12 protein-coding genes and 1 pseudogene are annotated in these 25,541 nt (G+C 55.0%); all 13 read left to right on the top strand.

All coding sequences use genetic code 11. The annotated features are described in order from the left end of the window. The first annotated feature begins 199 nt into the window (after positions 1–199). Positions 200–1,366 (top strand): bifunctional tRNA (adenosine(37)-C2)-methyltransferase TrmG/ribosomal RNA large subunit methyltransferase RlmN, encoded by a 1,167-nt coding sequence (locus ABVN36_RS14290; protein WP_000003206.1) that lies wholly within the window; start codon positions 200–202, stop codon positions 1,364–1,366. A 291-nt stretch (positions 1,367–1,657) separates the two neighbouring features. Next, positions 1,658–2,662, top strand: coding sequence for a cytoskeleton protein RodZ (gene rodZ, locus ABVN36_RS14285; RefSeq protein ID WP_023137816.1), 1,005 nt, complete (start codon positions 1,658–1,660; stop codon positions 2,660–2,662). Between the two features lie 26 nt (positions 2,663–2,688). Further along, positions 2,689–3,807 (top strand): flavodoxin-dependent (E)-4-hydroxy-3-methylbut-2-enyl-diphosphate synthase, encoded by a 1,119-nt coding sequence (ispG, locus tag ABVN36_RS14280; RefSeq protein ID WP_000551804.1) that lies wholly within the window; start codon positions 2,689–2,691, stop codon positions 3,805–3,807. A 110-nt stretch (positions 3,808–3,917) separates the two neighbouring features. After that, a complete protein-coding gene (hisS, locus tag ABVN36_RS14275) occupies positions 3,918–5,192 on the top strand; it encodes a histidine--tRNA ligase (RefSeq protein WP_001107141.1) in 1,275 nt (424 codons plus the stop codon). Positions 5,193–5,205: 13 nt separating this feature from the next. Then, complete coding sequence (locus tag ABVN36_RS14270; RefSeq protein WP_000409190.1) at positions 5,206–5,826, top strand: YfgM family protein; 621 nt, start codon at positions 5,206–5,208, stop codon at positions 5,824–5,826. Positions 5,827–5,836: 10 nt separating this feature from the next. Next, complete coding sequence (gene bamB / locus ABVN36_RS14265; RefSeq protein ID WP_001177072.1) at positions 5,837–7,015, top strand: outer membrane protein assembly factor BamB; 1,179 nt, start codon at positions 5,837–5,839, stop codon at positions 7,013–7,015. A 116-nt stretch (positions 7,016–7,131) separates the two neighbouring features. Continuing rightward, the gene (der, locus tag ABVN36_RS14260) at positions 7,132–8,604 is read left to right on the top strand and encodes a ribosome biogenesis GTPase Der (RefSeq protein ID WP_000249411.1); all 1,473 of its coding nucleotides are present in this window, start codon (positions 7,132–7,134) and stop codon (positions 8,602–8,604) included. An 88-nt stretch (positions 8,605–8,692) separates the two neighbouring features. Further along, positions 8,693–8,914 carry a zinc ribbon domain-containing protein gene (locus tag ABVN36_RS14255; RefSeq protein WP_000406469.1) on the top strand — a complete coding sequence of 74 codons (222 nt, stop codon included), beginning with the start codon at positions 8,693–8,695 and terminating at the stop codon, positions 8,912–8,914. Positions 8,915–9,259: 345 nt separating this feature from the next. Then, the gene (gene sinH / locus ABVN36_RS14250; protein ID WP_023137815.1) at positions 9,260–11,452 is read left to right on the top strand and encodes an intimin-like inverse autotransporter SinH; all 2,193 of its coding nucleotides are present in this window, start codon (positions 9,260–9,262) and stop codon (positions 11,450–11,452) included. A gap of 57 nt (positions 11,453–11,509) precedes the next feature. Beyond that, the gene (locus ABVN36_RS14245; protein ID WP_023137814.1) at positions 11,510–12,475 is read left to right on the top strand and encodes a SinI family autotransporter-associated protein; all 966 of its coding nucleotides are present in this window, start codon (positions 11,510–11,512) and stop codon (positions 12,473–12,475) included. 119 nt (positions 12,476–12,594) lie between these two features. Continuing rightward, a complete protein-coding gene (gene ratA / locus ABVN36_RS14240; protein WP_071591247.1) occupies positions 12,595–18,198 on the top strand; it encodes a DUF823/DUF824 repeat adhesin RatA in 5,604 nt (1,867 codons plus the stop codon). Positions 18,199–18,356: 158 nt separating this feature from the next. Then, positions 18,357–18,575 (top strand): annotated as a pseudogene (locus ABVN36_RS14235) (hypothetical protein); the annotation flags it as partial. 658 nt (positions 18,576–19,233) lie between these two features. Continuing rightward, the gene (shdA, locus tag ABVN36_RS14230) at positions 19,234–25,401 is read left to right on the top strand and encodes a fibronectin-binding autotransporter adhesin ShdA (RefSeq protein WP_050901202.1); all 6,168 of its coding nucleotides are present in this window, start codon (positions 19,234–19,236) and stop codon (positions 25,399–25,401) included. Positions 25,402–25,541 lie beyond the last annotated feature (140 nt).

The following is a 25,541-nucleotide window of genomic DNA, read 5'->3' as shown; positions in this document are numbered from 1 at the left end:
CGTCTTTCACGCTGTAAATGCGTTGGCGATAAATTATCGGTTCAAATATTATTTTTGCTAATGCCGCGTGCAGACGTGGCATCCTTACGCCAGAATTTGTACAATGCAGCGCCCCCGGACGAGCAGTAAGCTTACCGGGGCGTTTCTTTTTTCAACCCTCCAGGGGCCATAACGTGTAATAACGAGGCCGGAATAGCATATGTCTGAACAAATTGTCACACCTGAAAGCAGTACCCCGGTAGTTCTTAACAACGAAACAAAAATCAACCTGCTGGATCTCAACCGTCAGCAGATGCGCGAGTTTTTTAAAAACTTAGGTGAAAAGCCTTTCCGCGCCGATCAGGTGATGAAATGGATGTATCACTATTGCTGCGATAATTTTGATGAGATGACCGACATCAACAAAGTGTTGCGCGGCAAATTAAAAGAGGTCGCGGAAATCCGCGCGCCGGAGGTCGTTGAAGAGCAGCGTTCCTCAGACGGCACCATTAAGTGGGCGATTGCTGTCGGCGATCAGCGCGTTGAAACGGTCTACATCCCGGAGGACGACCGCGCTACGCTGTGTGTCTCTTCACAGGTAGGATGCGCGCTGGAGTGCAAGTTTTGTTCAACTGCGCAGCAGGGCTTTAACCGCAACCTGCGCGTATCGGAAATTATCGGTCAGGTCTGGCGTGCGGCGAAAATCGTCGGCGCGGCCAAAGTCACCGGCCAGCGTCCGATCACCAACGTGGTCATGATGGGGATGGGCGAGCCATTGCTTAACCTGACCAATGTCGTACCGGCGATGGAAATTATGCTCGATGACTTTGGTTTCGGCCTGTCCAAACGTCGTGTCACGCTTTCAACGTCCGGCGTGGTGCCTGCGCTGGATAAACTGGGTGATATGATAGATGTCGCGCTGGCTATCTCCTTACATGCGCCGAATGACACTATTCGCGACGAAATCGTCCCGATCAACAAAAAATACAATATCGAAACGTTCCTGGGCGCGGTTCGCCGCTATCTGGAGAAATCCAACGCCAATCAGGGGCGCGTGACGATTGAATACGTGATGCTTGACCACGTCAACGACGGCACTGAACACGCGCATCAACTGGCGGAGCTATTAAAAGAGACGCCTTGTAAGATTAATCTGATTCCGTGGAACCCGTTCCCTGGCGCGCCGTATGGCCGCAGCTCTAACAGCCGTATCGATCGCTTTTCTAAAGTTTTGATGAGTTATGGTTTCACGACCATCGTACGCAAGACGCGTGGCGATGACATTGATGCGGCATGCGGACAGTTGGCAGGCGATGTGATTGACCGTACTAAACGTACTCTGCGTAAGCGTATGCAGGGAGAGGTGATTGACATCAAGGCTATTTGATAGCAGTTGCGCCACGGGGCATTCATTATACCGTGGCGCAATGTCAGTTGAATAATGTCTGGCGTTGTACTTGTCTGGTCAATAATAACGGTGCGTTTTTGTCGACTTTAAGGCAGTATGTAATGGTGCAACAAGAGTTTAGCCTTGTGTCTTAGCGGTTTTGTCATCTGCGGCCTGACAGGCTTATACTGTCTGACTAAGGTTAACTAACCTGATGTTTCGCGGTGTGGGCGGGCATTACGGCTCGTCGGCGCCTGAATCCTAATTTACACGTACCTGTAGCTGTAGCGAATGAATACTGAAGCCACGCACGACCAAAATGAAGCACAAACCACCGGCGTTCGTCTGCGCAATGCCCGTGAACAACTCGGACTCAGCCAGCAGGCTGTCGCTGAGCGACTTTGCCTGAAGGTTTCTACGGTACGCGATATTGAAGAAGATAAGGCGCCGTCCGATCTTGCTTCAACCTTCCTGCGCGGATATATCCGCTCATATGCGCGTCTGGTGCATGTTCCAGAAGAGGAACTGCTGCCGGGGCTGGAAAAGCAGGCCCCGCTGCGCGCCGCCAAAGTCGCCCCGATGCAGAGTTTCTCATTAGGAAAGCGTCGTAAAAAACGCGACGGCTGGTTAATGTCTTTTACCTGGCTGGTACTGTTTGTGGTCGTAGGGCTGACCGGCGCCTGGTGGTGGCAGAACCATAAGGCGCAGCAGGAAGAGATCACGACAATGGCCGATCAAAGCACGGCTGAACTGAACGCAGATAAGGACAGCGGCCAAAGCGTACCGCTGGACACCCGTGACGCGACAAGCCAGGATACGACGCCAGCGCAAACGGCTCCGGTGCCTGCGACGCCGGTTGATTCGACGGCGGCGACGCAAACGCCAGCGCCAACGGCGGCGGCGACGCAAAATACGGTAGTCGCGCCTTCGCAGGCGAATGTCGATACGGCTGCGACATCTGCCGCGCCAGCGGCAACGGAGACGCCGTCCGCGCTGCCGACCAGTCAGGCTGGCGTAGCGGCGCCTGCTGCCGATCCGAACGCGCTGGTGATGAATTTTACCGCTGACTGCTGGCTCGAAGTCACTGACGCCACGGGTAAGAAGCTGTTTAGCGGTATGCAGCGTAAAGATGGTAATTTAAACCTAACCGGTCAGGCGCCTTATAAACTTAAAATTGGCGCGCCGGCCGCGGTGCAGATCCAGTATCAAGGAAAACCTGTCGATCTGAGCCGCTTTATCAGAACTAATCAGGTTGCGCGTCTGACCCTTAATGCCGAACCGACACCGGCGCAGTAACAGACGGGTAACGCGGGAGATTTTTCATGCATAACCAGGCTCCGATTCAACGTAGAAAATCGACACGTATTTACGTTGGGAATGTGCCGATTGGCGATGGCGCCCCCATCGCCGTCCAGTCGATGACTAACACGCGTACCACTGACGTGGAAGCGACGGTTAATCAGATCAAAGCGCTGGAACGCGTTGGCGCAGATATTGTTCGTGTTTCTGTACCGACCATGGACGCCGCCGAAGCGTTCAAGCTTATCAAACAGCAGGTTAACGTCCCGCTGGTTGCCGATATTCACTTCGACTACCGCATTGCGCTGAAAGTAGCGGAATACGGCGTTGACTGCTTGCGTATCAACCCCGGCAATATCGGTAACGAAGAACGTATTCGTATGGTGGTGGACTGCGCGCGCGACAAAAACATCCCTATTCGTATCGGCGTAAATGCCGGATCGCTGGAAAAAGATCTGCAGGAAAAATACGGTGAGCCGACGCCGCAGGCGCTGCTGGAATCAGCCATGCGCCATGTCGATCATCTCGATCGTCTCAACTTTGATCAGTTCAAAGTGAGCGTAAAAGCGTCCGATGTATTCCTTGCCGTTGAGTCTTATCGTTTGTTGGCTAAACAGATCGATCAGCCGCTGCATCTGGGGATCACCGAAGCGGGCGGCGCGCGTAGCGGGGCGGTCAAGTCGGCGATCGGTTTAGGTCTGCTGTTATCGGAAGGTATCGGCGACACGCTGCGCGTATCGTTGGCGGCCGATCCGGTGGAAGAGATCAAAGTCGGTTTCGATATCCTGAAGTCGCTGCGCATTCGCGCGCGCGGCATCAATTTCATCGCCTGCCCGACCTGTTCTCGCCAGGAGTTCGACGTTATCGGCACGGTGAACGCGCTGGAGCAGCGTCTGGAAGATATCATCACCCCGATGGACGTCTCGATCATCGGTTGCGTGGTGAACGGGCCGGGCGAAGCGCTGGTATCGACGCTGGGTGTGACGGGCGGCAATAAGAAAAGCGGCCTGTATGAAGACGGCGTGCGTAAGGACAGACTCGATAACGACGATATGATCGCGCAGCTTGAATCCCGTATTCGCGCGAAAGCAAGTCAACTTGATGAAGCGCGTCGGATTGACGTGCTGCAGGTTGAAAAATAAGAACGTGATGGGAAGCGGCGCGCTTCCCGTGTATGATTGAACCCGCATGGCTCCCGGTTCGTTCGGGGAAGCGCTGAGGGTTCATTTTTATATTCAGAAAGAGAATAAACGTGGCAAAAAACATTCAAGCCATTCGCGGCATGAACGATTATCTGCCTGGCGAAACCGCCATCTGGCAGCGCATTGAAGGCACACTCAAAAACGTGCTCGGCAGCTACGGTTACAGTGAAATCCGCTTGCCGATTGTAGAGCAGACCCCGTTATTCAAACGTGCGATCGGTGAAGTTACTGACGTAGTTGAAAAAGAGATGTACACCTTTGAGGATCGCAACGGCGATAGCCTGACATTGCGCCCTGAAGGTACGGCGGGCTGTGTACGCGCCGGCATCGAACATGGTCTCCTGTACAATCAGGAACAGCGTTTGTGGTATATCGGCCCGATGTTCCGTCATGAGCGTCCGCAAAAAGGCCGCTACCGTCAGTTCCATCAGCTAGGCGCCGAAGTCTTCGGCTTACAAGGCCCGGATATTGACGCGGAGCTGATTATGCTGACCGCACGCTGGTGGCGCGCGCTGGGCATCGCTGAACACGTTAGCCTGGAGCTGAACTCTATTGGTTCATTAGAGGCGCGTGCGAACTATCGCGATGCGCTGGTCGCGTTCCTCGAACAGCATCAAGAGACGCTGGACGAAGACTGCAAACGCCGTATGTATACCAATCCGCTGCGCGTGCTGGATTCAAAAAATCCGGACGTGCAGGCGCTGCTCAACGACGCGCCCGCTCTCGGCGACTATCTCGATGACGATTCACGCGAGCACTTTGCCGGCCTGTGTAAATTGCTGGACGCGGCGGGGATTGCCTACACCGTCAACCAGCGTCTGGTACGCGGTCTGGATTACTACAACCGCACCGTATTTGAATGGGTAACAAACAGTCTGGGGTCACAAGGCACCGTCTGTGCGGGTGGTCGTTATGACGGTCTGGTGGAACAACTGGGCGGTCGCGCTACCCCGGCAGTGGGCTTTGCGATGGGCCTGGAACGACTTGTTTTGTTAGTTCAGGCAGTTAATCCGGAATTTATTGCCTCTCCTGTTGTCGATATATACCTGGTAGCTGCCGGCGCACAAACGCAGTCTGCGGCAATGACGCTGGCGGAGCGGCTGCGCGATGAAATGCCAGGCGTGAAGCTAATGACAAACCACGGCGGCGGCAACTTTAAGAAACAGTTTGCCCGCGCCGATAAGTGGGGCGCCCGTATTGCACTGGTTCTTGGCGAATCTGAAGTCGCCGATGGGACTGTTGTAGTGAAGGATTTGCGCTCCGGTGAGCAAACGGCAGTGGCGCAGGACAGCGTCGCCGCGCATTTGCGCACTTTATTGGGCTAAGGAGAAGGACAGCGTGGAAATTTACGAGAACGAACACGACCAGGTGGATGCGATTAAACGCTTCTTTGCCGAAAACGGCAAAGCGCTGGCTGTCGGAGTGATTTTAGGGGTTGGCGCGCTGGTTGGCTGGCGTTACTGGAGCAGCCATCAGACGGAGTCCGCGCGTGCTGCTTCTCTGGCGTATCAAAATGCGGTGACGGCGGTAAGCGCCGATAAGCCGGATAGCATTCCCGCCGCTGAAAAATTCGCGGCTGAGAATAAAAATACCTATGGTGCGCTGGCGTCTATGGAACTGGCGCAGCAGTTTGTGGATAAGAATGAACTTAAAAAAGCCGAAGCCCAGTTGCAGCAGGGGTTGGCGGCCACCAGCGATGAAAATCTCAAAGCGGTGATTAATCTGCGTCTCGCTCGCGTTCAGTTACAGCTTAAGCAAGCTGACGCCGCGCTGAAAACTCTGGATGCCGTTAAAGGCGAAGGATGGACGGCCATTGTCGCTGATTTGCGCGGCGAAGCGTTGCTGAGTAAGGGTGATAAAAAAGGCGCGCGCAGCGCATGGGAAGCGGGCGTCAATAGCGATGCTTCTCCGGCGTTGAGCGAAATGATGCAGATGAAAATCAATAATTTGTCCATCTGAGAGGGACCCGATGCAATTGCGTAAATTACTTCTGCCAGGGTTGCTTTCCGTTACCCTGCTCAGCGGCTGTTCACTGTTTAGCGGCGAAGAAGATGTCGTCAAGATGTCTCCATTACCGCAGGTTGAAAACCAGTTTACCCCGACCACTGTCTGGAGCACCTCTGTCGGTAACGGAATTGGCGAATTTTATTCTAACCTTCATCCGGTAATGGCAGATAACGTGGTCTATGCAGCCGATCGCGCGGGCGTGGTAAAAGCGCTCAATGCGGATGATGGCAAAGAGATCTGGTCTGTGAATCTGGGCGAGAAAGACGGCTGGTTCTCTCGTTCGTCCGCGCTGTTGTCCGGCGGCGTCACGGTCGCGGGCGGTCACGTCTATATCGGCAGTGAAAAGGCCGAGGTTTATGCGCTGAATACCAGCGACGGCACTACAGCATGGCAGACGAAGGTCGCAGGCGAAGCGTTGTCTCGCCCGGTTGTCAGTGATGGAATCGTCCTTATCCATACCAGCAACGGTCAGTTGCAGGCGCTAAATCAGGCGGATGGCGCCATTAAATGGACGGTGAACCTGGATATGCCTTCGCTGTCGCTGCGCGGCGAATCTGCGCCGGCAACCGCGTTCGGCGCGGCTATCGTTGGTGGTGATAATGGCCGCGTCAGCGCCGTGTTGATGCAACAAGGCCAGATGATTTGGCAACAGCGTATCTCCCAGGCCACTGGCCCAACGGAAATTGACCGTCTGAGCGACGTTGATACCACGCCGGTTGTGGTAAACGGCGTCGTTTACGCGTTGGCGTATAATGGTAACTTAACGGCGCTGGATCTGCGCAGTGGTCAGATTATGTGGAAACGCGAGCTGGGTTCGGTCAATGACTTTATCGTCGACGGCGACCGTATCTACCTGGTCGATCAGAACGATCGCGTGCTGGCGCTGACCACTGACGGCGGCGTAACGCTGTGGACGCAAAGCGATCTGCTGCACCGTTTGCTGACCTCCCCGGTACTGTATAATGGTGATTTAGTCGTCGGCGATAGCGAAGGTTATCTGCACTGGATTAATGTTGATGACGGGCGTTTTGTGGCCCAACAAAAAGTAGACAGTTCCGGTTTCCTGACCGAACCGACGGTGGCGGATGGTAAACTGCTCATCCAGGCCAAAGACGGTACGGTCTACGCGATTACGCGTTAATCGTCACGGTTGTGCGTTTTAAAAAACGGCTCCTGGTGTAGGGGCCGTTTTCCTGTTTTTAACAATGGCGCAAAATGCGCGCGTTGTCTGATGATTTTTTTAATGAGGCTTTAAACATGGTACCTGTGGTCGCGCTTGTCGGGCGCCCTAACGTCGGAAAATCCACGCTATTTAACCGTCTGACCCGCACCCGAGATGCGCTGGTTGCGGATTTTCCGGGTCTGACTCGTGACCGTAAGTACGGTCGTGCGGAAGTTGAAGGCCGCGAGTTTATCTGTATCGACACCGGCGGTATTGACGGCACCGAAGACGGCGTCGAAACGCGGATGGCGGAACAGTCGCTGCTGGCGATTGAAGAAGCGGATGTAGTGTTATTCATGGTTGATGCGCGCGCTGGCCTGATGCCGGCGGATGAAGCGATTGCCAAACATCTGCGTTCCCGTGAAAAACCGACCTTCCTGGTGGCGAATAAAACGGATGGTCTCGATCCCGATCAGGCGGTTGTCGATTTTTACTCGCTGGGATTAGGCGAAATTTACCCTATCGCCGCCTCACATGGTCGCGGCGTATTGAGCCTGCTGGAACATGTGCTTCTGCCGTGGATGGATGATGTCGCGCCGCAGGAAGAGGTGGATGAAGACGCGGAATACTGGGCGCAGTTCGAGGCGGAACAAAATGGCGAAGAAGCGCCGGAAGATGATTTTGACCCGCAAAGCCTGCCGATCAAGCTGGCGATTGTCGGTCGCCCGAACGTAGGTAAGTCCACACTCACTAACCGTATTCTCGGTGAAGAGCGCGTGGTGGTATACGACATGCCGGGCACCACTCGCGACAGCATTTATATCCCGATGGAACGCGACGAACGGGAATATGTGCTGATTGACACGGCGGGCGTGCGTAAGCGCGGAAAAATCACCGATGCGGTAGAAAAGTTCTCGGTGATTAAAACGTTGCAGGCGATTGAAGACGCTAACGTCGTACTGTTGGTTATCGATGCGCGCGAGGGGATCTCCGACCAGGATTTGTCTCTGCTGGGCTTTATCCTCAATAGTGGGCGCTCACTCGTGATCGTAGTCAACAAATGGGATGGCCTGAGCCAGGAAGTCAAAGAGCAGGTGAAAGAGACGCTGGATTTCCGTCTGGGCTTTATTGATTTTGCCCGCGTCCATTTTATCTCTGCGTTACACGGCAGCGGCGTCGGCAACCTGTTTGAGTCCGTACGCGAGGCTTACGACAGTTCCACTCGCCGGGTGAGCACTGCGATGCTGACCCGTATCATGACGATGGCGGTGGAAGATCATCAGCCGCCGCTGGTGCGCGGTCGCCGTGTGAAACTGAAATATGCCCACGCTGGCGGCTATAACCCGCCGATTGTGGTGATTCACGGCAACCAGGTAAAAGATCTGCCAGACTCCTATAAGCGCTATCTGATGAACTACTTCCGCAAGTCGTTGGAAGTGATGGGGACGCCGATTCGCATTCAGTTTAAAGAAGGGGAGAACCCGTATGCGAACAAGCGTAACACACTGACGCCAACGCAAATGCGCAAACGTAAGCGTCTGATGAAACATATCAAGAAAAGCAAGTAATGCTTTTTCAGTAATATTCCAGGCCTGACAAGCGCTGCGCTATCAGGCCTTTCAAGTAAAAGTGAGTCACGCGCCTGAGGAGAATGTTATGGAAATAACCTGCCCCGTTTGCCATCACGCGCTGGAGCGCAATGGCGATACAGCGCATTGCGAGACATGCGCTAAAGATTTCTCGTTACAGGCAATGTGTCCTGACTGCCGCCAGCCGTTACAGGTTTTGAAAGCCTGCGGCGCAGTGGACTATTTTTGCCAGAACGGTCATGGTTTAATTTCAAAAAAACGGGTTAACTTCGTCATTTCCGATCAATAAAACCGCTGTCGACGTTGCGCCGCAGAGCAGAGGCGCCGACGTCTTATCCGGCTAAGGGCAAAAGCGTTATTCGATACTCCCGTAATATCAGCATAGTCTCCTGCCCGACGGCTATTTTATTCTTTTTATTGATTCAATTATTTATAGAGAATATTATTCCCAAAAATTAATATTAGAAATAAATAACAGCCTTCTTTTTATTTATTATATCAATATTATAAGTCTGTTTCATATTAAACTTTTCTTTTTAGGAATATATTTAGGTCTGTTAGTTATGATTCCATCTGAATCATCCATATAATATCTTTTCATCGAGGCGTGTTTATTTAACGACAGGGATATCATATGGTGCGAAGGATTCGCATTCTGGTTTTGCTATTAGTGTCTGGAGTATCGGTTGCGGCTTCCGGCGCAGATAACTCTGTATCTGCAAATGATGAAAGCCACTCCTCTCTGCCTGATTTAGCCAGCGAATCCGCGAAAAAAGAAGAACAGGAAAATAAAGGAAAGTCCTTTAAAGAACAGGGCGCTGACTACTTTATTAATTCCGCCACCCAGGGCTTTGATAATCTCACCCCGGAAGCGCTGGAATCCCAGGCGCGTAGCTATTTGCAAAACCAAATTACTTCCTCAGCACAGTCATATCTTGAAGGTGTAATGTCACCTTATGGCAAGATCCGTACCAGCCTCACCGTGGGCGAAGGCGGCGATCTGGACGGCAGTTCGCTGGATTATTTTATTCCCTGGTATGACAATCAGAGCACGCTTTTCTTTAGCCAGATTTCGGCTCAGCGTAAGGAAGACCGCACCATTGGTAACTTTGGGCTTGGCGTGCGCCAGAACGTCGGCAACTGGCTGCTTGGCGGCAACGCATTCTATGACTACGATTTTACGCGCGGTCACCGTCGATTAGGTCTGGGAACCGAAGCCTGGACAGATTACCTGAAATTCTCCGGCAACTATTACCATCCTCTTTCTGACTGGAAAGACTCCGAAGATTTCGACTTTTATGAAGAACGACCCGCGCGCGGCTGGGATATCCGCATGGAAAGCTGGCTGCCGTTTTATCCGCAGCTTGGCGCTAAATTAGTTTACGAACAGTACTACGGCGATGAAGTAGCGCTGTTTGGCACCGATAATCTGCAAAAAGATCCTCATGCCGTCACTTTGGGGCTGGAATATACGCCGGTACCGCTGGTCACGGTTGGTACGGATTACAAAGCCGGTACTGGCGATAGTAACGACTTTAGCGTTAACGCGACCGTGAACTACCAGATAGGCACGCCGTTGGCGGCGCAGCTCGATCCGGAAAACGTTAAAATTCAGCACTCCTTAATGGGCAGCCGCACCGATTTTGTCGATCGCAATAATTTCATCATTCTCGAATATCGCGAGAAAGACCCGCTGGACGTCACGCTGTGGCTGAAGGCTGACGCCACCAACGAACACCCGGAATGCGTGATTGAAGATACGCCTGAGGCCGCGGTGGGGCTGGAGAAATGTAAGTGGACGGTCAACGCGCTGATTAACCACCATTACAAAATTATTTCTGCTTCCTGGCAGGCGAAAAACAACGCCGCCCGTACGCTGGTGATGCCGGTAGTAAAAGCGAATGCGTTAACCGAAGGCAACAATAACAGCTGGAATCTGGTGCTTCCTGCCTGGGTTAACGCCGATACCGAAGAGCAGCGCACCGCCCTGAACACCTGGAAAGTACGCATGACGCTGGAAGACGAAAAGGGCAATAAGCAGAACTCTGGCGTGGTGGAAATCACCGTCCAGCAGGATCGCAAAATTGAGCTGATCGTCGACAACATTGCCGATACCGATCGCAGCGATCACAGCCATGAAGCCAGCGCGCTGGCCGATGGCGAAGACGGCGTGGTGATGGATCTGCTGATCACCGATTCCTTTGGCGACTCCACGGATCGCAATGGTGACGAACTGGTGGACGATGCCATGACGCCTCTGTTGTACGACAGCAATGATAAAAAAGTCACCCTGGCTCAGACGCCCTGCACCACGGAAACCCCCTGCGTGTTTATTGCCAGTCGTGATAAAGAAGCGGGGACGGTGACGCTTTCCAGCACCCTGCCAGGCACTTTCCGCTGGAAGGCGAAAGCAGACGCCTATGGCGACAGTAACTACGTTGACGTCACTTTTATCGGCGACAACCTGAGCGCGCTGAATGCGGTGATTTATCAGGTCAAAGCCGCCAACCCTGTCAACCTTATCGGCAAAGAAGATAAGCACCCTACGGTCAATAATACCTACCGTTTCCTGCTGTGGCGCGACAAAAATAAAGACAATGTTTTTCAGATGTCCGAGCAGCTCACGGAAGAAGAGATGGCGCTGTACGACTACCAGTGGGAGTTTACCGGGCAGAGTACAAACGGACATACCGGCGCGTTGGCCAACACCATGAATGAAGATCTTGTCCTGCCAGTAACCAATAAAGAGGCGGCGCAGAAGTTTGCCGCCAATGAGGAAGATGGCGTTCAGGGTTACGGCATACGCGTTACGTATAGCCAGAAATAGCGTCAGCGTTATGGCTGACCAGCCAGCCGCTGAATTTGGAGAAAAAGGAGAGTCTGAATGCAAGCAACAGTAAAACGGCGGCTGACGAAGGTCGCTTTAGCATTAGTGGTTGCCGGATATTGCGCCGCGCCAGCGGTGGCGGCGAACGGTAATCTGAAATCGGGGCAGTGGCAGATTGTCTCTGAACAGACGGGCACCATTCAGGGTACGGTGCCGTGGATTACCCGTGCGGCGGATAAAACCGCGGATACCGACAAAGATCACGTAACGGTAACTATCGATCGCGGCGATCGTAAAATTGTGACCGAAGGCGATAAGCAGTTTCACGTTGGCGATAAGGTCACGGTGAACTGGGCGATTGGCGATACGGAAGGCGACCTGGATGCCGACAACGCCGCCACGAAACAGACGGTGCAGTGGATGAGATACAGCGACCAGAATGGTAGCAATCCCGAAGAGATTGGCACCGAAGGTAGCGATACCTATGAAATTCAGGCGGCTGACGCAGACCATTATATCGGTATCAAAATCACGCCGACCACCACCACCGGTGACCCTGCCGTGGCAACCGAACTGCTGTTGAAAGACCTGTCGACCGATGCGGGCGGTGGTTCGGATGATGACGAAATTCCGGAAGGTCCGGTGGTGGATGACAACGTCCATGTGGTTATTCATGAGAAAGGTTCGAATACCAACCTGTTGAAGAATACAGGGACGACACTCAAAACGAATACCACCTATCAGGTATTGCTGTGGAGCGATAAGAACGGCAACGGCACCTATGATGCCGGTGAAAACGTTACCGACCAGTATGACTACCGCTGGAAATTCGTCGGCACCAGTAAAATTGCAGGTACTGGTACCGGCGGTATTGTCAACGAAAGCTGGAACGATAAAGACCTTGTCATCCCGCTTACCAACACCGAAGCGAAAGAGGCGTTCGAGGGAGCAGACGGCGGCGTTACCGTGGGTAGCGACGGTGTCCAGGGCTTTGGTTTGTCCATCGACTACAAACGCAAATAAGTTGTCCTCAACATACCACTCCCCGCGGGGAGTGGTATTTTCCGCGCACTTTGCTTAGCCGCACGCTAAGCAAAGTGGGTTGAATTACGACAGAGAATGAAAACGGGTGGCTATCGCTCATGGACAGGAATCGGCAAGTGAATAAAGTTGTACATTTCTTACTGACATTACTGGTCATGTTTGCAGCGTCGATCGCGCCTGCGCAGGCGCTATTGAAGGGCGGAACCTGGCAAGAGCTGAACTCGACGACCGGCGCGGTTAACGGCACCGCGCCGCTGGCCGACGGCGCGATTATTCCCCTGTATCAGGGCAGTACGTTGCTTGACCCGAGCAAAACCCACGATATTGAATTCAGCGCCATGCCGCGCGATTTTAGCGCGGATGCTACCTCAACCTCGATGCAGGCGGTCAATTCCACCGATACCGAAGGCGATCTCTTTAGCGATCCGCCCACCATCGCCTGGGAAAACCGCCAGCCGCCCGCCATGGGGCTGGTATGGGCCGATGCCGCCACGCCCGACACGCCGCTCTCGCCGCAGCCGGTTCCGAACCTGACCTTTTGCGCCCAAAACCTCGCCGGGCGACAGCTGGTGGCCTGGGCGCAGGTGGAAGATGAAACCAACGTTCCCGCGCTGTGGCTCTTTACGAATACCGGGGTGCCGAATTATGCGACCATTCCGCTGTTAAGCCCGAAAGTGACGCTCAACATTAAACCAGCCACCGACACGCCGGTTACGGTCAGCGGCGATCACGTTGATTCGGCTTTTGAGGCATCAAAAGTGAAGGTAGGGGAGAGCATCACCCTCACCATCACCACCAAAGCGTGCGACGGCACGCCTGAAGGCAACGCGCCGTTTGTCATCCGCCGTAAAGATGCGGAAAACCGCCAGGGTGTGGTCAACAATGCCAACCCGGTTCGCGTTGGCGATACCGAACTTACGACCACCCAAACGGAATATCGCGGCGTCACTGACGCCAACGGCAACGCCACGGTGGTGGTCACCCAGAAGGAAGGCCCCGGCGTCAAAACGCCGCTGGTTGTCAGCTCGGTCAACTTCCCGGCGCTTACGGCTGAAACCGCCGTCATTTTCACCACCATCACCAGTCCGGACAGCGATAAGGCCAGTATGTACGGCCACATGATAGAGAGCGCTACCGCGACGCTGAACGGTATAACCTACACCTTCACCCGCCCGAAGCTGGCGGCGGAAGCGAGCGGCGCTGACAAAAGCGTCGTCGATACCAACGAAACCTGGGCGCTGTTCGACTGGAACGGCGCCGATAACCATTGCAATATTCTGCCGGACGCCGAACAACTGGTGCAGATGCGACATGAGCACAGCACGCTGGCAACGTACACCGGCTGGCCGGCGACGGACGATGCCGAATACTGGTCGTCGACCAAAGATCAGATGAGCGGCTACCACGCTGCCGTACATATGAACAGCGCGTCGGTTGCCAGGGCCGCCGACAGCGACACGCTGCTGGTCAGCTGTGTGGATAAAGCCCAGCCTGCGGCGCACCCGCAGATTACTCTCTCCCCGCAAGGGCCGTATAAAGCGCGGGTAGGAGAGTCGATTGATCTGGTGATGACAGTGGTTGACAGGGACACGCAAAAACCGCTGCCTTACCGTTATATGGAGCTGTTTATCGACCCGGCGAAAAACCGCAAAGGGGAGCATCAGGACGCGTGGGATAACCTGCGGGTCACCGTCGATTCCGAAGGCATGAGCGCCTCCTCGCCGGAGCACTATACCGGCGTGACTGACGTTAACGGCCAGGCGCATCTGACGTTAAAACACGACAGCGGTATGGGGGTCGAAACGCCTATCCGCATCGTGATGCCGGACGACGAAGGCGGCAACGTCGAGCTGCCCTTTAGCGTGATTTTCACCGTAATCACCAGCCCGGACGTGGACGGCGCCAACATGTGGGGCCATATGCGCGGCGTGGTGGACGCGGGCAACCTGTACAAACGCCCGCTGCTGGCGGTGGAGGCCAGCCATAAAGACGGCCAGTTCGACGAAAACAACGAACAGTGGGCGACATTTAACTCCGTGGCGTCGGCCACCGCGCAGTGCGGTACCGGCCAGGTGCCGGATCAGTCGTCGCTGGCGCATTTGTACAGCGAGCATCCGAGCGGACAGATGGAAAGCGAACACGGCTGGCCGACCGAAGATTATTTCATCGCCGCCGACAATGACGCCTCCGGGACGGTACACGTCAACCTCGAAAACGGCGATAGCGGCAAATTTACCGATACGCCGAACTACCTGACCTGCTCGGCCAACGAAATGGTGGCGGTGCTGGACGTCTATTTCAACGACGACCCGGCGACCAAAAACGCCGATATGACCGCCAAAGTGGGTGAACAGATTAAGCTGAACATCCATTCGCGCAACGCTCTTAACGGCATGGCGATCGCCAATACCGACTTCACCGTCACCATGGCGAACGGCAGGCGGCGCGACGGGCTGACGACCGGTTTTACCGATACCAGCAACGGCGAGATGCAGTTTGACGGCGTCGGCTACATTGCCGGACAGGTTTATCAGGGGATCACCGACGCCAACGGCGATGCGACCATTATCCTCACCCAGGATAAGGGCGTGGGGTTGCTGACACAGTTAAGCATCGTGCCCATCCATTCATACATCAATACGCCGGTTTCCCGCAGCGTGAAGTTTACCGTCGCCACCAGCCCGGATACGGCAAAAGCCAAAATGTGGGGCCATATGGCCGACACAATTACCGTGGGTGACTGGACCTTTGAGCGGCCCAAACTGGCGGGTGAAGTGAGTAACCCGCTGCGTACCCAGGACGAGAGCAATGAGACCTGGACGCGTGTGGCCCACACCGACGCGGCGAGCAACCCGGATGCGGGCGGCTGCGCGGCGAACCGCCTGCCGCGCATCGACCAGCTTGAGGCGCTGTACAACGCCAACAGCGGCGGCAAGATTCACAGCATTCAGGGCTGGCCAATCTATCTTAACTACTGGTCGTCCACCTACCAGAGCGCCACCACCTGGAAACTGATCGCGCTGGCGAACGGCAGTGAATTTGCCAACAGCAACGTCTCCATTTATGCCAGCTGCCTGGCCAGCGACAACCCGGTACCAGCCGCCATCACCATTGAACCGGTCGATCCATCGCTGTGGTACGACGGCAGCGACGTCCACGCGGTCAAAGTGAAAAAGGGCGATACCCTACAACTCAAGGTGACGGTGAAGGACGCCAGCGGCAACCCGATCCCGGAAGCGCCGTTTGTGCTCACCCGCGGCGACGGTTACGATCGCCGTGGCGAAAAGTATACCGCCCAGGACGGTGACGATCTGCAAGGCATCGTGACGCCCGTGGTGATCGACGGCGAATCGCTGGCCTGGACCACCACTAAAATGGGGTCGCAGACCGGCCCTGACGGCACCCGCATTATTAGTGTTACCCGCCCGGACACCCACGGCACCCGCACCGCGATTAACGCGACGCTGTATGAAAATGCCGCCGTGAGCGCCAGCATTGACACCATCTTTACCGTCGTCACCAGCCCGGATGTCAGCGTCGCCCGCATGTGGGGGCATATGGCGCCATCGCTGACGGCGGCAGATGGCGCGGTGTACCAGCGCCCGCTGTTGTACGCTGAGCTGGCCAGTACGGACAATACTACGTCTAAGCAAGAAACCAACGAAACCTGGGCGATTTTTCATGGGCCAGCCAATACAGGGGCAAATCCGGCCCGCTGCGCGGCGGGCTATTACCCTGCCGTTGAGGCGCTGGATTCGCTCTACAGCAAATACCCGAACCGAACGATAAATACTGCCCAGGGCTGGCCGGTCTACTATTCTTACTGGAGCGGATCGAACTCGACGTCACTCTCCAGCGGGGCAAAAGTTGACTTCTATTACGTTGTCGATCTGGCTGATGGTTCGCGTCGGTCAGAAAACAGCTCGCCCAACTCTGTCTGGCAGTACCAAATTTGCGCCAGGACACCGATACCGCAGGCCACGCAGATCACCCTCACCTCCCCGCAGGCGATGGATGACGCTATTCAGGCGGTGAAGGCGAAAAACAGCGAGTCGATCCCGCTGCTCATCACCACTACCGATGCGATGGGCAACCCGATGCCTTATACGGCTTTTTCGCTTAAACGCGACGCCGGGACGCCGCGCAACACTGACTATAATAAATTTGTAGCCACTAACGGCACCAACATGACGGTGACGCCGCTAGCCGGTGCGCAGCAACAGTTTTACTATGCCACATCGGCTCTGACCGGCACCACCGGCGCGGACGGTACGCTGACTCTGACACTTGCCGAACCCGGCGGCATAGGGTTGAAAAACCTGCTGACCGCGAGTCTGTACGATACGCCGACGGCGACCTCATCGCTGCCGGTGGTGTTCACCGTCCTCACCAGCCCGGACAGCGACAAGGCCAACATGTACGGCCATATGCCGGAGACCTTCACCGCCAGCAACGGTGCGGAGTTTAAGCGCCCGCTGGTGGTAGGCGAGCCCTCATCGGAGGCGCACACGGATACCTATTTCGAAACCAATGAATACTGGATCATGGTGAATAATTTTAATACCGGTAATTACGGTGGGTGCCCGATGAACCAGATGGCTGCGATGGATGATTTCACGGCGCTGTACAACGATCACCCAGGCGGCAAGGTGGCGACCGATATTGGATTGCCCGTCGGGAAGCGGTGGTGGGCTGGCGATAGCCTGCTGAAAGGCTCAACCCTTTACTGGCAGTATAAAGATCTCAAGACGGGGAAAAACTACAGCATGTCGGAAAACCCGGGTAACTACTACTTACAACTCTGCCTGACAACATCGCGCAGCGGGCTGAATATCGCGCTCTCTTCCGACGCATGGAACGCCGATAAATCAGCGGCCGTGGCGAAAAAAGGCGAAACGATACCGATGACGGTAACGGTGACTAACGACGACGGGCAGCCGCAGGCCGGGGTGGCCGTACTGTTGACGCGTGGATACGCTTATTCGCGCGGTGCGGTGGATAAGCAATACATTGATCCCGGCGTGATTGGCGAGCCGGTTCCGTTTACAACTTCGCCAGCGAATATGATGCTGACGCCGGTTGCACCTGCGGGTACGGCAGTGGTGTTTAATAACCAGAATGGCCTCAGCACAAAATGGTCTGGCTTCACTGGCGATGACGGTAAGTTGCGGTTTACGTTAACTCAGGATAAATCGTCGGGGTTAAAAACGTCTGTCACGGCGGCGCTTGCGAATCAATTTGATGAGGCGGCGAGTGTGGATGCAATCTTTACGGTACAAACCAGCCCGGATACGCCGTATGCGTCATACTGGGGTCATATGCCGGATACCGTGCAGGTGAACGGCGTTACGCTGCGCCGCCCGTATCTGAAAGCCGAGCTCTCTGCTATGCCCCAGTATACCTGGCTGATGACTAACGAATACTGGGCGTCGAACTATTATTATCAGTCCGAGCACGTTGAAACATCGCTGACACATCTTTGCGGATCGCAGGAAAATATGGCCTCGCTGGACGATCTGAAAGCGTTGCAGAGCGTTATCGGCACGTTGCAATGGCCGACGACATCGTCCTGGGATTATGTGTCGCAAGATGAAGGTCAAAGCAATAAGGTCTACTGTTCATTTAACGAAACGACCGGCCAGACAACCTGTAATCGTGAAAAATCGACGACCTCGGGCTTAGGCTCGTGCCGGGTGCCGTAGTGAATGGGGCCGGGAGCGCCTTTGACTGTTGGGTGACGCATTGCGTCGCCCAACCTGGGTATCCCTTGCGGCTGGCGTTGTTCCGGTAGCGATGCATTTTTACGTTTTTGTATTCACGGAATGAACTGCAACGAAATGGACCTTTCTCAGGTACGTCAGTGAAATCGAAAAAGTGTGTCGGTTTTTTATTCTGGCTGCTGCTATGCGCCCTCAGTTTAACGCCTTTCTTCGCGCAGGCCGTGCGAAGCAGCGGCGCATGGCAGGAACTCACTGAGCAAACTGCGGCTATTAACGGCACTCCCCCTCAGGCCGATAGTGTAACGAACCCGGTATATCAGGGCAGCGTTCAGTTGCGCTCTGATGCGGCGAATCCTGTAGCTCGTTAGGCTGGCCGACGCAGGGCTATCCCTGTTTATCTAAATCAACCTCGAGCGGCGGCATGTATTGCGGCGTGGATGAGAATACCAGGCAACAAAACTGCGCCATTAAGCTGGCAAGCACAGCAGGTTATGCGACGTGTGTGTATTAACGTATTACGCGTCTGGCGCTACCTATATACTCTAAATAATTCGAGTTGCAGGAAGGCGGCAAGCGAGCGAATCCCCGGGAGCTTACTAAAGTAAGTGACTGGGGTGAGGGAACGCAGCCGCAGCACATGCAACTTGAAGTATGACGAGTATATTTAAAACAACGCCAGGTGTCGCATGATAATTACCCCTTTTTGCCTCGCGCATCTATTTATCTCAATATATGAAATCATTAAATGATATTCACAATATAAATATATATAAAAGAGATGGATATATTTATATCAATTATAAATTAATCAAAAGTTGACCTGATATTGAAATAGGCCTTGAAATTGGTTAATAATTTGGCTTTGATAATATATTGTTACAGGTGATTGCAATCATTCATAAAACCATATTTTTATCATTTATTATTTATCTCATTTATATACACCATTTAAAAGCTATTTACAGCCAATCAAAATCCAGTTTGCTTCGTGAACGTTATTAAAAGGAAATTTAAAAATTGAACAGGACCTACAGTATTGTCTGGAGCGCCGTGCGAAATATGTATGTCGTGGCTTCAGAACTGGCGCGAGGCCACAGCAAAGTTAAAGCGCAAGTATGCGCGAGTGAAACCCATTCCCCAAATAAAAAGTCCGAATATGGACAAATAATAAAAGCAACGCGCAATGTGCTGGCTTGCGCCGTGGCTGCGGCGCTCGGATTTTTCAGCCCGTTGGCCATGGCCGACAATCAGGTATCCTACATTGACGGAACCGAGCACGACCTGAGCACAGAAACGTCTCCAATCTCTTATTCAGGTACCGGCCAGGGTACAGCACTGTCTCTGGAAGGTCTGCCAACGGATAAGGGGGGCTGGCAGGCAACGTCGGGTATAGGCACGGATGTTGTGATTGAAACAGACGGCGGTGGAGACATCCTCTCAGGTAGTACTCGTGCGATCGGCACGGCGGTTTCGCTTAACAAAGGGGCGACGCTTAACCTTACCGACGCACAAATCACTACGACAGGAATCTACACTGCCGGCATCGATCTCAAAGAACAAAGTAGCATGACACTAACGGGGGGAATCATCCAGATCGGGGGGAACTATGGTGTCCTGACGCTCAATGGCGAGTCAAAAGCAACCTTGATAGGGACTGAGGTTAAGGCGACAACGGAAAATACCAGTGACTTAACATCGCAAGAAGGAAGTACGCTGAGAATTGAGGGCGGCAGCACAATCACGCTGACAAACGGCCAGGTGCGTGTGGTTGGCGATACGACATACAACTCCTGGCTGGAGGTGGACGGTAGTGCAGTTAGTTCCACGGGTACAGACAGTACTGTTATCGCGTCCAACAAGGGCGTTCTTGATATTACGAACTCTACCGTCACGCACGATAATGCCAAAGGCGCCGCCATTGAGGCCGCTAACGCCTCAACGGTGAATATTTCCGGCAAAAAAAGTTTGATGGTCATCACCTCCGAAGATATAGGCATTAAAAGCGCGAGATCTTCCGTCAAAATTAATGGCGCCACCGTCGGAGCCAAAGGCGATGGCATTTTGATGACCACGGGAGGCAGCAGTTTTTACAGCAATATCTCCGGGCTGACGGTCGAAAATGCGGACGTGACCTCAGACAACGCCGCCGCGCTGCACGTTGATAAAAACACGGTGATAGAAACGCCCATTACATTAACCGACAGCACATTGACCGGCCCAACGGCTATTAAACTGGATAATGCGGCAACCGTAGAGGCCAAAAACACAACGCTGAATGGCAACATTGAGACGGGGAGCACAGTATCGGCCTTGTCGCTGGCCGAAAAATCCTCACTGCAAGGGAGCGTCAACGGCCTGAACAGTTCATTGACGCTCGACGACACCAGCCTGTGGAACATGACCGACCCGTCAATCATCGGCAATCTGACCAACGACGGCGGCATTACGCTGGGCAACGCGAGCGGTTCGACAGGTACGCTACTGACGGTGGACAATACCCTGACTTTGCAGGATGACAGCCAGATAAACGCGACGTTGGATACCGCCAACAGCTCGCCAATTATCAAAGCCGCCAACGTCACGCTGGGCGGGACGCTGAACCTTAGCTCAACGGCCACCTTTGTCGCGCCCGAAACCGACGAACACTTTGGATCGGTCACGCTGATTGATTCGCAAACCGCGATCACTACCGATTTTGACAGCGTAACGCTGGATGCCGACACCTCCGCTATGCCGGATTACCTTACGATCAACGCGGGCGTTGATGCGAATGATAATACCAACTACGAGTTGTCTACGGGCTTGAGTTGGTACGCGGGCGCAAATTCTGCGCGCGCTGCGCATGGCACTTTTACCGTTGATGCAGACAGTACCTTTACCGTCACCAGCGAACTGGACGAAACCACGGCTACCTCCGACTGGGGTGGCAGCAAGCTAACCAAACAAGGCGACGGCACGCTGATCCTCAGCAACACCGGCAACGACTACGGCGACACTGAAATTGTCGGCGGCATTCTGGCCGCCAAAGACGCCGCCTCGCTCGGCACTGGCGATGTGACGATTGCAGAAAGCGCAACGCTTGCGCTGAGCCAGGGCACGCTGGATAACAACGTGACCGGCGAGGGCCAAATTGTCAAAAGCGGTAGCGATGAGCTGATCGTGACCGGCGATAACACTTACTCCGGCGGCACCACTATTTCCGGCGGTACGCTGACGGTTGACCATGCGGATTCGCTGGGGACCGGGACTATTGCCAACAGCAGCGTGCTTCAGGTCGGCGAGGGCGAGCTGGAAAATACGCTTTCCGGCACCGGTTCGCTGGTGAAAACCGGCACAGGCGAGCTGACGCTAAGCGGCGATAACAGTTACTCCGGCGGCACCACCATTACCGGCGGTACGCTGACGGCTGACCATGCGGATTCGCTGGGGACCGGGACTATTGCCAACAGCGGCGTGCTTCAGGTGGGCGAGGGCGAGCTGGAAAACACACTTTCCGGCAGCGGCTCGCTGGTGAAAACCGGCACAGGCGAACTGACGTTAAACGGCGATAACGATTACTCCGGTGGCACCACCATTGACGACGGTGTGCTGATTGCTGACAATGCGGATTCACTGGGGACCGGAGCTGTTGCCAACAACGGCGTGCTTCAGGTCGGCGAGGGCGAGCTGAAAAATACGCTTTCCGGCACCGGTTCGCTGGTGAAAATCGGCACGGGCGAGCTGACGTTAAACGGCGATAACGATTACTCCGGCGGCACCACCATTGACGACGGTGTGCTGATTGCTGACAATGCGGATTCACTGGGGACCGGAGCTGTTGCCAACAACGGCGTGCTTCAGGTCGGCGAGGGCGAGCTGAAAAATACGCTTTCCGGCACCGGTTCGCTGGTGAAAATCGGCACGGGCGAGCTGACGTTAAGCGGCGATAACACTTACTCCGGCGGCACCACTATTTCCGGCGGTACGCTGACGGCTGACCATGCGGATTCGTTAGGCAGCGGCGATATCGACAACAGCGGCGTGCTTCAGGTGGGCGAAGGCGAGCTGGAAAATACGCTTTCCGGCAGCGGCTCGCTGGTGAAAACCGGTACCGGCGAGCTGACGTTAAGCGGGGACAACAACACTTACTTCGGCGATACCACCATCGCTGGCGGTACGCTGATTGCCGCCAACGTCAACGCGCTGGGCAGCGGCAATATCGACAACAGCGGTACGCTGATGCTGGATGCCAACGGCGCATTTAAGCTTGCGAACGTCACCACCCATAGCGGCGCCACTACCGCGCTGGCAGCGGGCAGCACCCTTGACGCGGGCCAGTTCACCCAGGAAGACGGCAGTACGCTAAGTATTGACCTCGGCGCGGCCACCGACGACGCCGTGATTACCGCCGACAGCGTCACGCTGGGCGGCACTCTGAATGTTACCGGCATCGGCAGCGTTACGGACAGTTGGACGCCTGAGGCATACACCTACACGCTGATTGACAGCGACAGCGCCATTACGAGCGATTTCGACGATCTGACCATTGCAGGGATGAACCGCGAAGATGTTGACTTCCTGACTATCGACGGAAAAGTCGATGAAACGGACAACACCAACTATGACCTGACGGCCTCCCTTTCCTGGTATGCGGACAGAGACAACGCCACTACCAACGCCCACGGCACCTTTACCCTGAGCGACCCTGACGGCAGCTTTAACGTTGCGGCTACACTGACAGACGTTGATGACACGCTGGATCCGGGTAGCAGATGGGACGGTAAATCGCTGACCAAAGAAGGCGCAGGCACGCTGATCCTCTCCGGCGACAACGACTACAGCGGCGGCACCACCATCAATGAAGGTACGCTGGTCGCCGCCAGTACGACGGCGCTGGGCACCGGTCTGGTAGACAATAACGCCACGCTGGTGCTGGACGTAGACGGCGAAGTCAGCGCGGTGGGCGGCATCACCACTCATAGCGGCGCGACGACCCAACTGGCGCTCGGCACCTCGTTGGATCTCGGCGACAGCGCGTTAATTCAGCAAGATGGCAGTACGCTGAACGTTGAGCTGAATAGTGACTCAGTGCAACCGCTGATCACCGGCGGCAGCGCCACGCTTGGCGGCGATTTGGTCGTCAGCGACGCCAGCCTGCAAGCGCGCGCCTCCGACGCGGAGTTCCAGTCCTTTAAACTGATGGATATGGACAGCGATATCAGCGGCGACTTTACCAGCCTGACGATGAACCTCACCGACCAGCCGGACTATCTGACCGTAACCGGGACAATCAATCCTGCAGATGCGTCAGAATATTTGCTTACCGAAGGGCTGAGCTGGAATGCGACCGCCACGTCAGCGACGCCAGCACACGGCACGTTTACTCTGGGCGCAGGCGACAGTTTTGAAGTCACCAGCGTACTGGGCGATAAAACCGGCAACGGCGACTGGGACGGTAAATCGCTGACCAAACTGGGCGCGGGTAAATTGACGCTGAGCGGCGCGAACACCTATAGCGGCGATACCAACGTACAGGAAGGCACGCTGTGGCTGGCCGGAGACGGTACGATTGGCGAAGTGGGCAGCCAGCAGGCGGTGAACGTCGCCTCCGGGGCGACCTTCGGCGGCAGCAACGGTACGACCGTTAACGGTAAGGTGACCAACGAAGGGACGCTGGTCTTTGGCGACAGCGAGGAGACAGGCGCTATCTTCACCCTCAATGGCGATCTGATCAACATGGGGACAATGACCAGCGGTAGCAGCTCCAGCACGCCTGGCAATACGCTTTATGTTGATGGCAATTACACCGGCAACGGCGGCTCGCTTTACCTGAATACCGTCCTGGGCGACGATGATTCGGCAACCGATAAGTTGGTCATTACCGGCGATGCCTCCGGCACCACCGATCTGTACATCAACGGCATCGGCGATGGAGCACAGACCACTAACGGTATCGAAGTGGTGGATGTTGGCGGCGTATCGACCAGCGATGCGTTTGAGCTAAAAAATGAGGTTAACGCCGGTCTGTATACCTACCGTCTGTACTGGAATGAAAGTGACAACGACTGGTATCTGGCGTCAAAAGCACAGTCTGATGATGACGACAGCGGCGGTGATGACACGCCTTCGGATGGCGGTGACGATGGCGGTAATGTCACACCTCCGGACGATGGCGGCGATGGCGGTAATGTCACGCCTCCGGACGACGGCGGCGACGGCGGCGATGTCACGCCTCCGGACGATGGCGGCGATGTCGCACCGCAGTACCGTGCGGATATCGGCGCGTACATGGGCAACCAGTGGATGGCGCGCAACCTGCAAATGCAGACCCTCTATGACCGCGAGGGCAGCCAGTATCGTAATGCCGATGGCAGCGTATGGGCGCGCTTCAAAGCGGGTAAAGCGGAATCCGAGGCTGTCAGCGGCAATATCGATATGGACAGCAACTACTCCCAGTTCCAGTTAGGCGGCGACATTCTGGCCTGGGGCAACGGCCAGCAGAGCGTTACCGTTGGCGTCATGGCGAGCTACATCAACGCCGATACCGACAGCACCGGTAACCGTGGCGCAGACGGTAGCCAGTTCACCAGTAGCGCCAACGTAGACGGCTACAACCTTGGCGTCTATGCCACCTGGTTTGCCGATGCCCAAACGCATAGCGGCGCGTATGTCGATAGCTGGTACCAATATGGTTTCTACAACAACAGCGTAGAGAGCGGTGATGCGGGATCTGAATCTTATGATTCAACCGCTAACGCCGTCTCGCTGGAAACTGGTTATCGCTACGATATTGCGCTTAGCAACGGCAATACTGTCAGTCTGACGCCGCAGGCGCAGGTTGTCTGGCAGAATTACTCAGCGGATAGCGTGAAGGATAACTACGGCACCCGGATCGATGGTCAGGATGGCGACAGTTGGACAACGCGTCTGGGTCTGCGTGTTGACGGCAAGCTGTACAAAGGCAGCCGTACGGTTATCCAGCCGTTTGCTGAAGCTAACTGGCTGCACACCAGCGATGATGTGTCGGTATCGTTTGATGATGCCACGGTAAAACAGGATCTTCCGGCTAACCGTGCGGAGCTGAAAGTGGGTCTGCAGGCAGATATCGATAAGCAGTGGAGCGTTCGCGCTCAGGTTGCCGGGCAGACTGGCAGCAATGACTTTGGCGATCTGAACGGTAGCCTCAATCTGCGCTATAACTGGTAAGTTAGACAAAACCGGGCGGGTATTCCCTGCCCGGTTTTGAGGCGAATGACAAACCGGTTGATCGTCGGATTGTGGCTACACCTTATCCGGCGTAGCGCGTGGGTTGGCTGAGGCGAAGTCGAAACCCAACATCGCGGTGC

The sequence above is a fragment of the Salmonella sp. SJTUF15581 genome (assembly GCF_043356775.1).
Lineage (GTDB): Bacteria > Pseudomonadota > Gammaproteobacteria > Enterobacterales > Enterobacteriaceae > Salmonella > Salmonella enterica.
Note: the sequence above shows the minus strand (reverse complement) of the source record. Positions and strands in the feature narration are given on the sequence as shown.

Excerpts from the sequence above, each read along its gene's own strand:
- sinH (WP_023137815.1), top strand. The coding sequence starts at position 9,260 with ATGGTGCGAAGGATTCGCATTCTGGTTTTGCTATTAGTGTCTGGAGTA.
- ABVN36_RS14255 (WP_000406469.1), top strand. The coding sequence starts at position 8,693 with ATGGAAATAACCTGCCCCGTTTGCCATCACGCGCTGGAGCGCAATGGC.
- rodZ (WP_023137816.1), top strand. The coding sequence starts at position 1,658 with ATGAATACTGAAGCCACGCACGACCAAAATGAAGCACAAACCACCGGC.
- der (WP_000249411.1), top strand. The coding sequence starts at position 7,132 with ATGGTACCTGTGGTCGCGCTTGTCGGGCGCCCTAACGTCGGAAAATCC.
- ratA (WP_071591247.1), top strand. The coding sequence starts at position 12,595 with ATGGACAGGAATCGGCAAGTGAATAAAGTTGTACATTTCTTACTGACA.
- ABVN36_RS14290 (WP_000003206.1), top strand. The coding sequence starts at position 200 with ATGTCTGAACAAATTGTCACACCTGAAAGCAGTACCCCGGTAGTTCTT.
- ABVN36_RS14245 (WP_023137814.1), top strand. The coding sequence starts at position 11,510 with ATGCAAGCAACAGTAAAACGGCGGCTGACGAAGGTCGCTTTAGCATTA.
- bamB (WP_001177072.1), top strand. The coding sequence starts at position 5,837 with ATGCAATTGCGTAAATTACTTCTGCCAGGGTTGCTTTCCGTTACCCTG.
- ispG (WP_000551804.1), top strand. The coding sequence starts at position 2,689 with ATGCATAACCAGGCTCCGATTCAACGTAGAAAATCGACACGTATTTAC.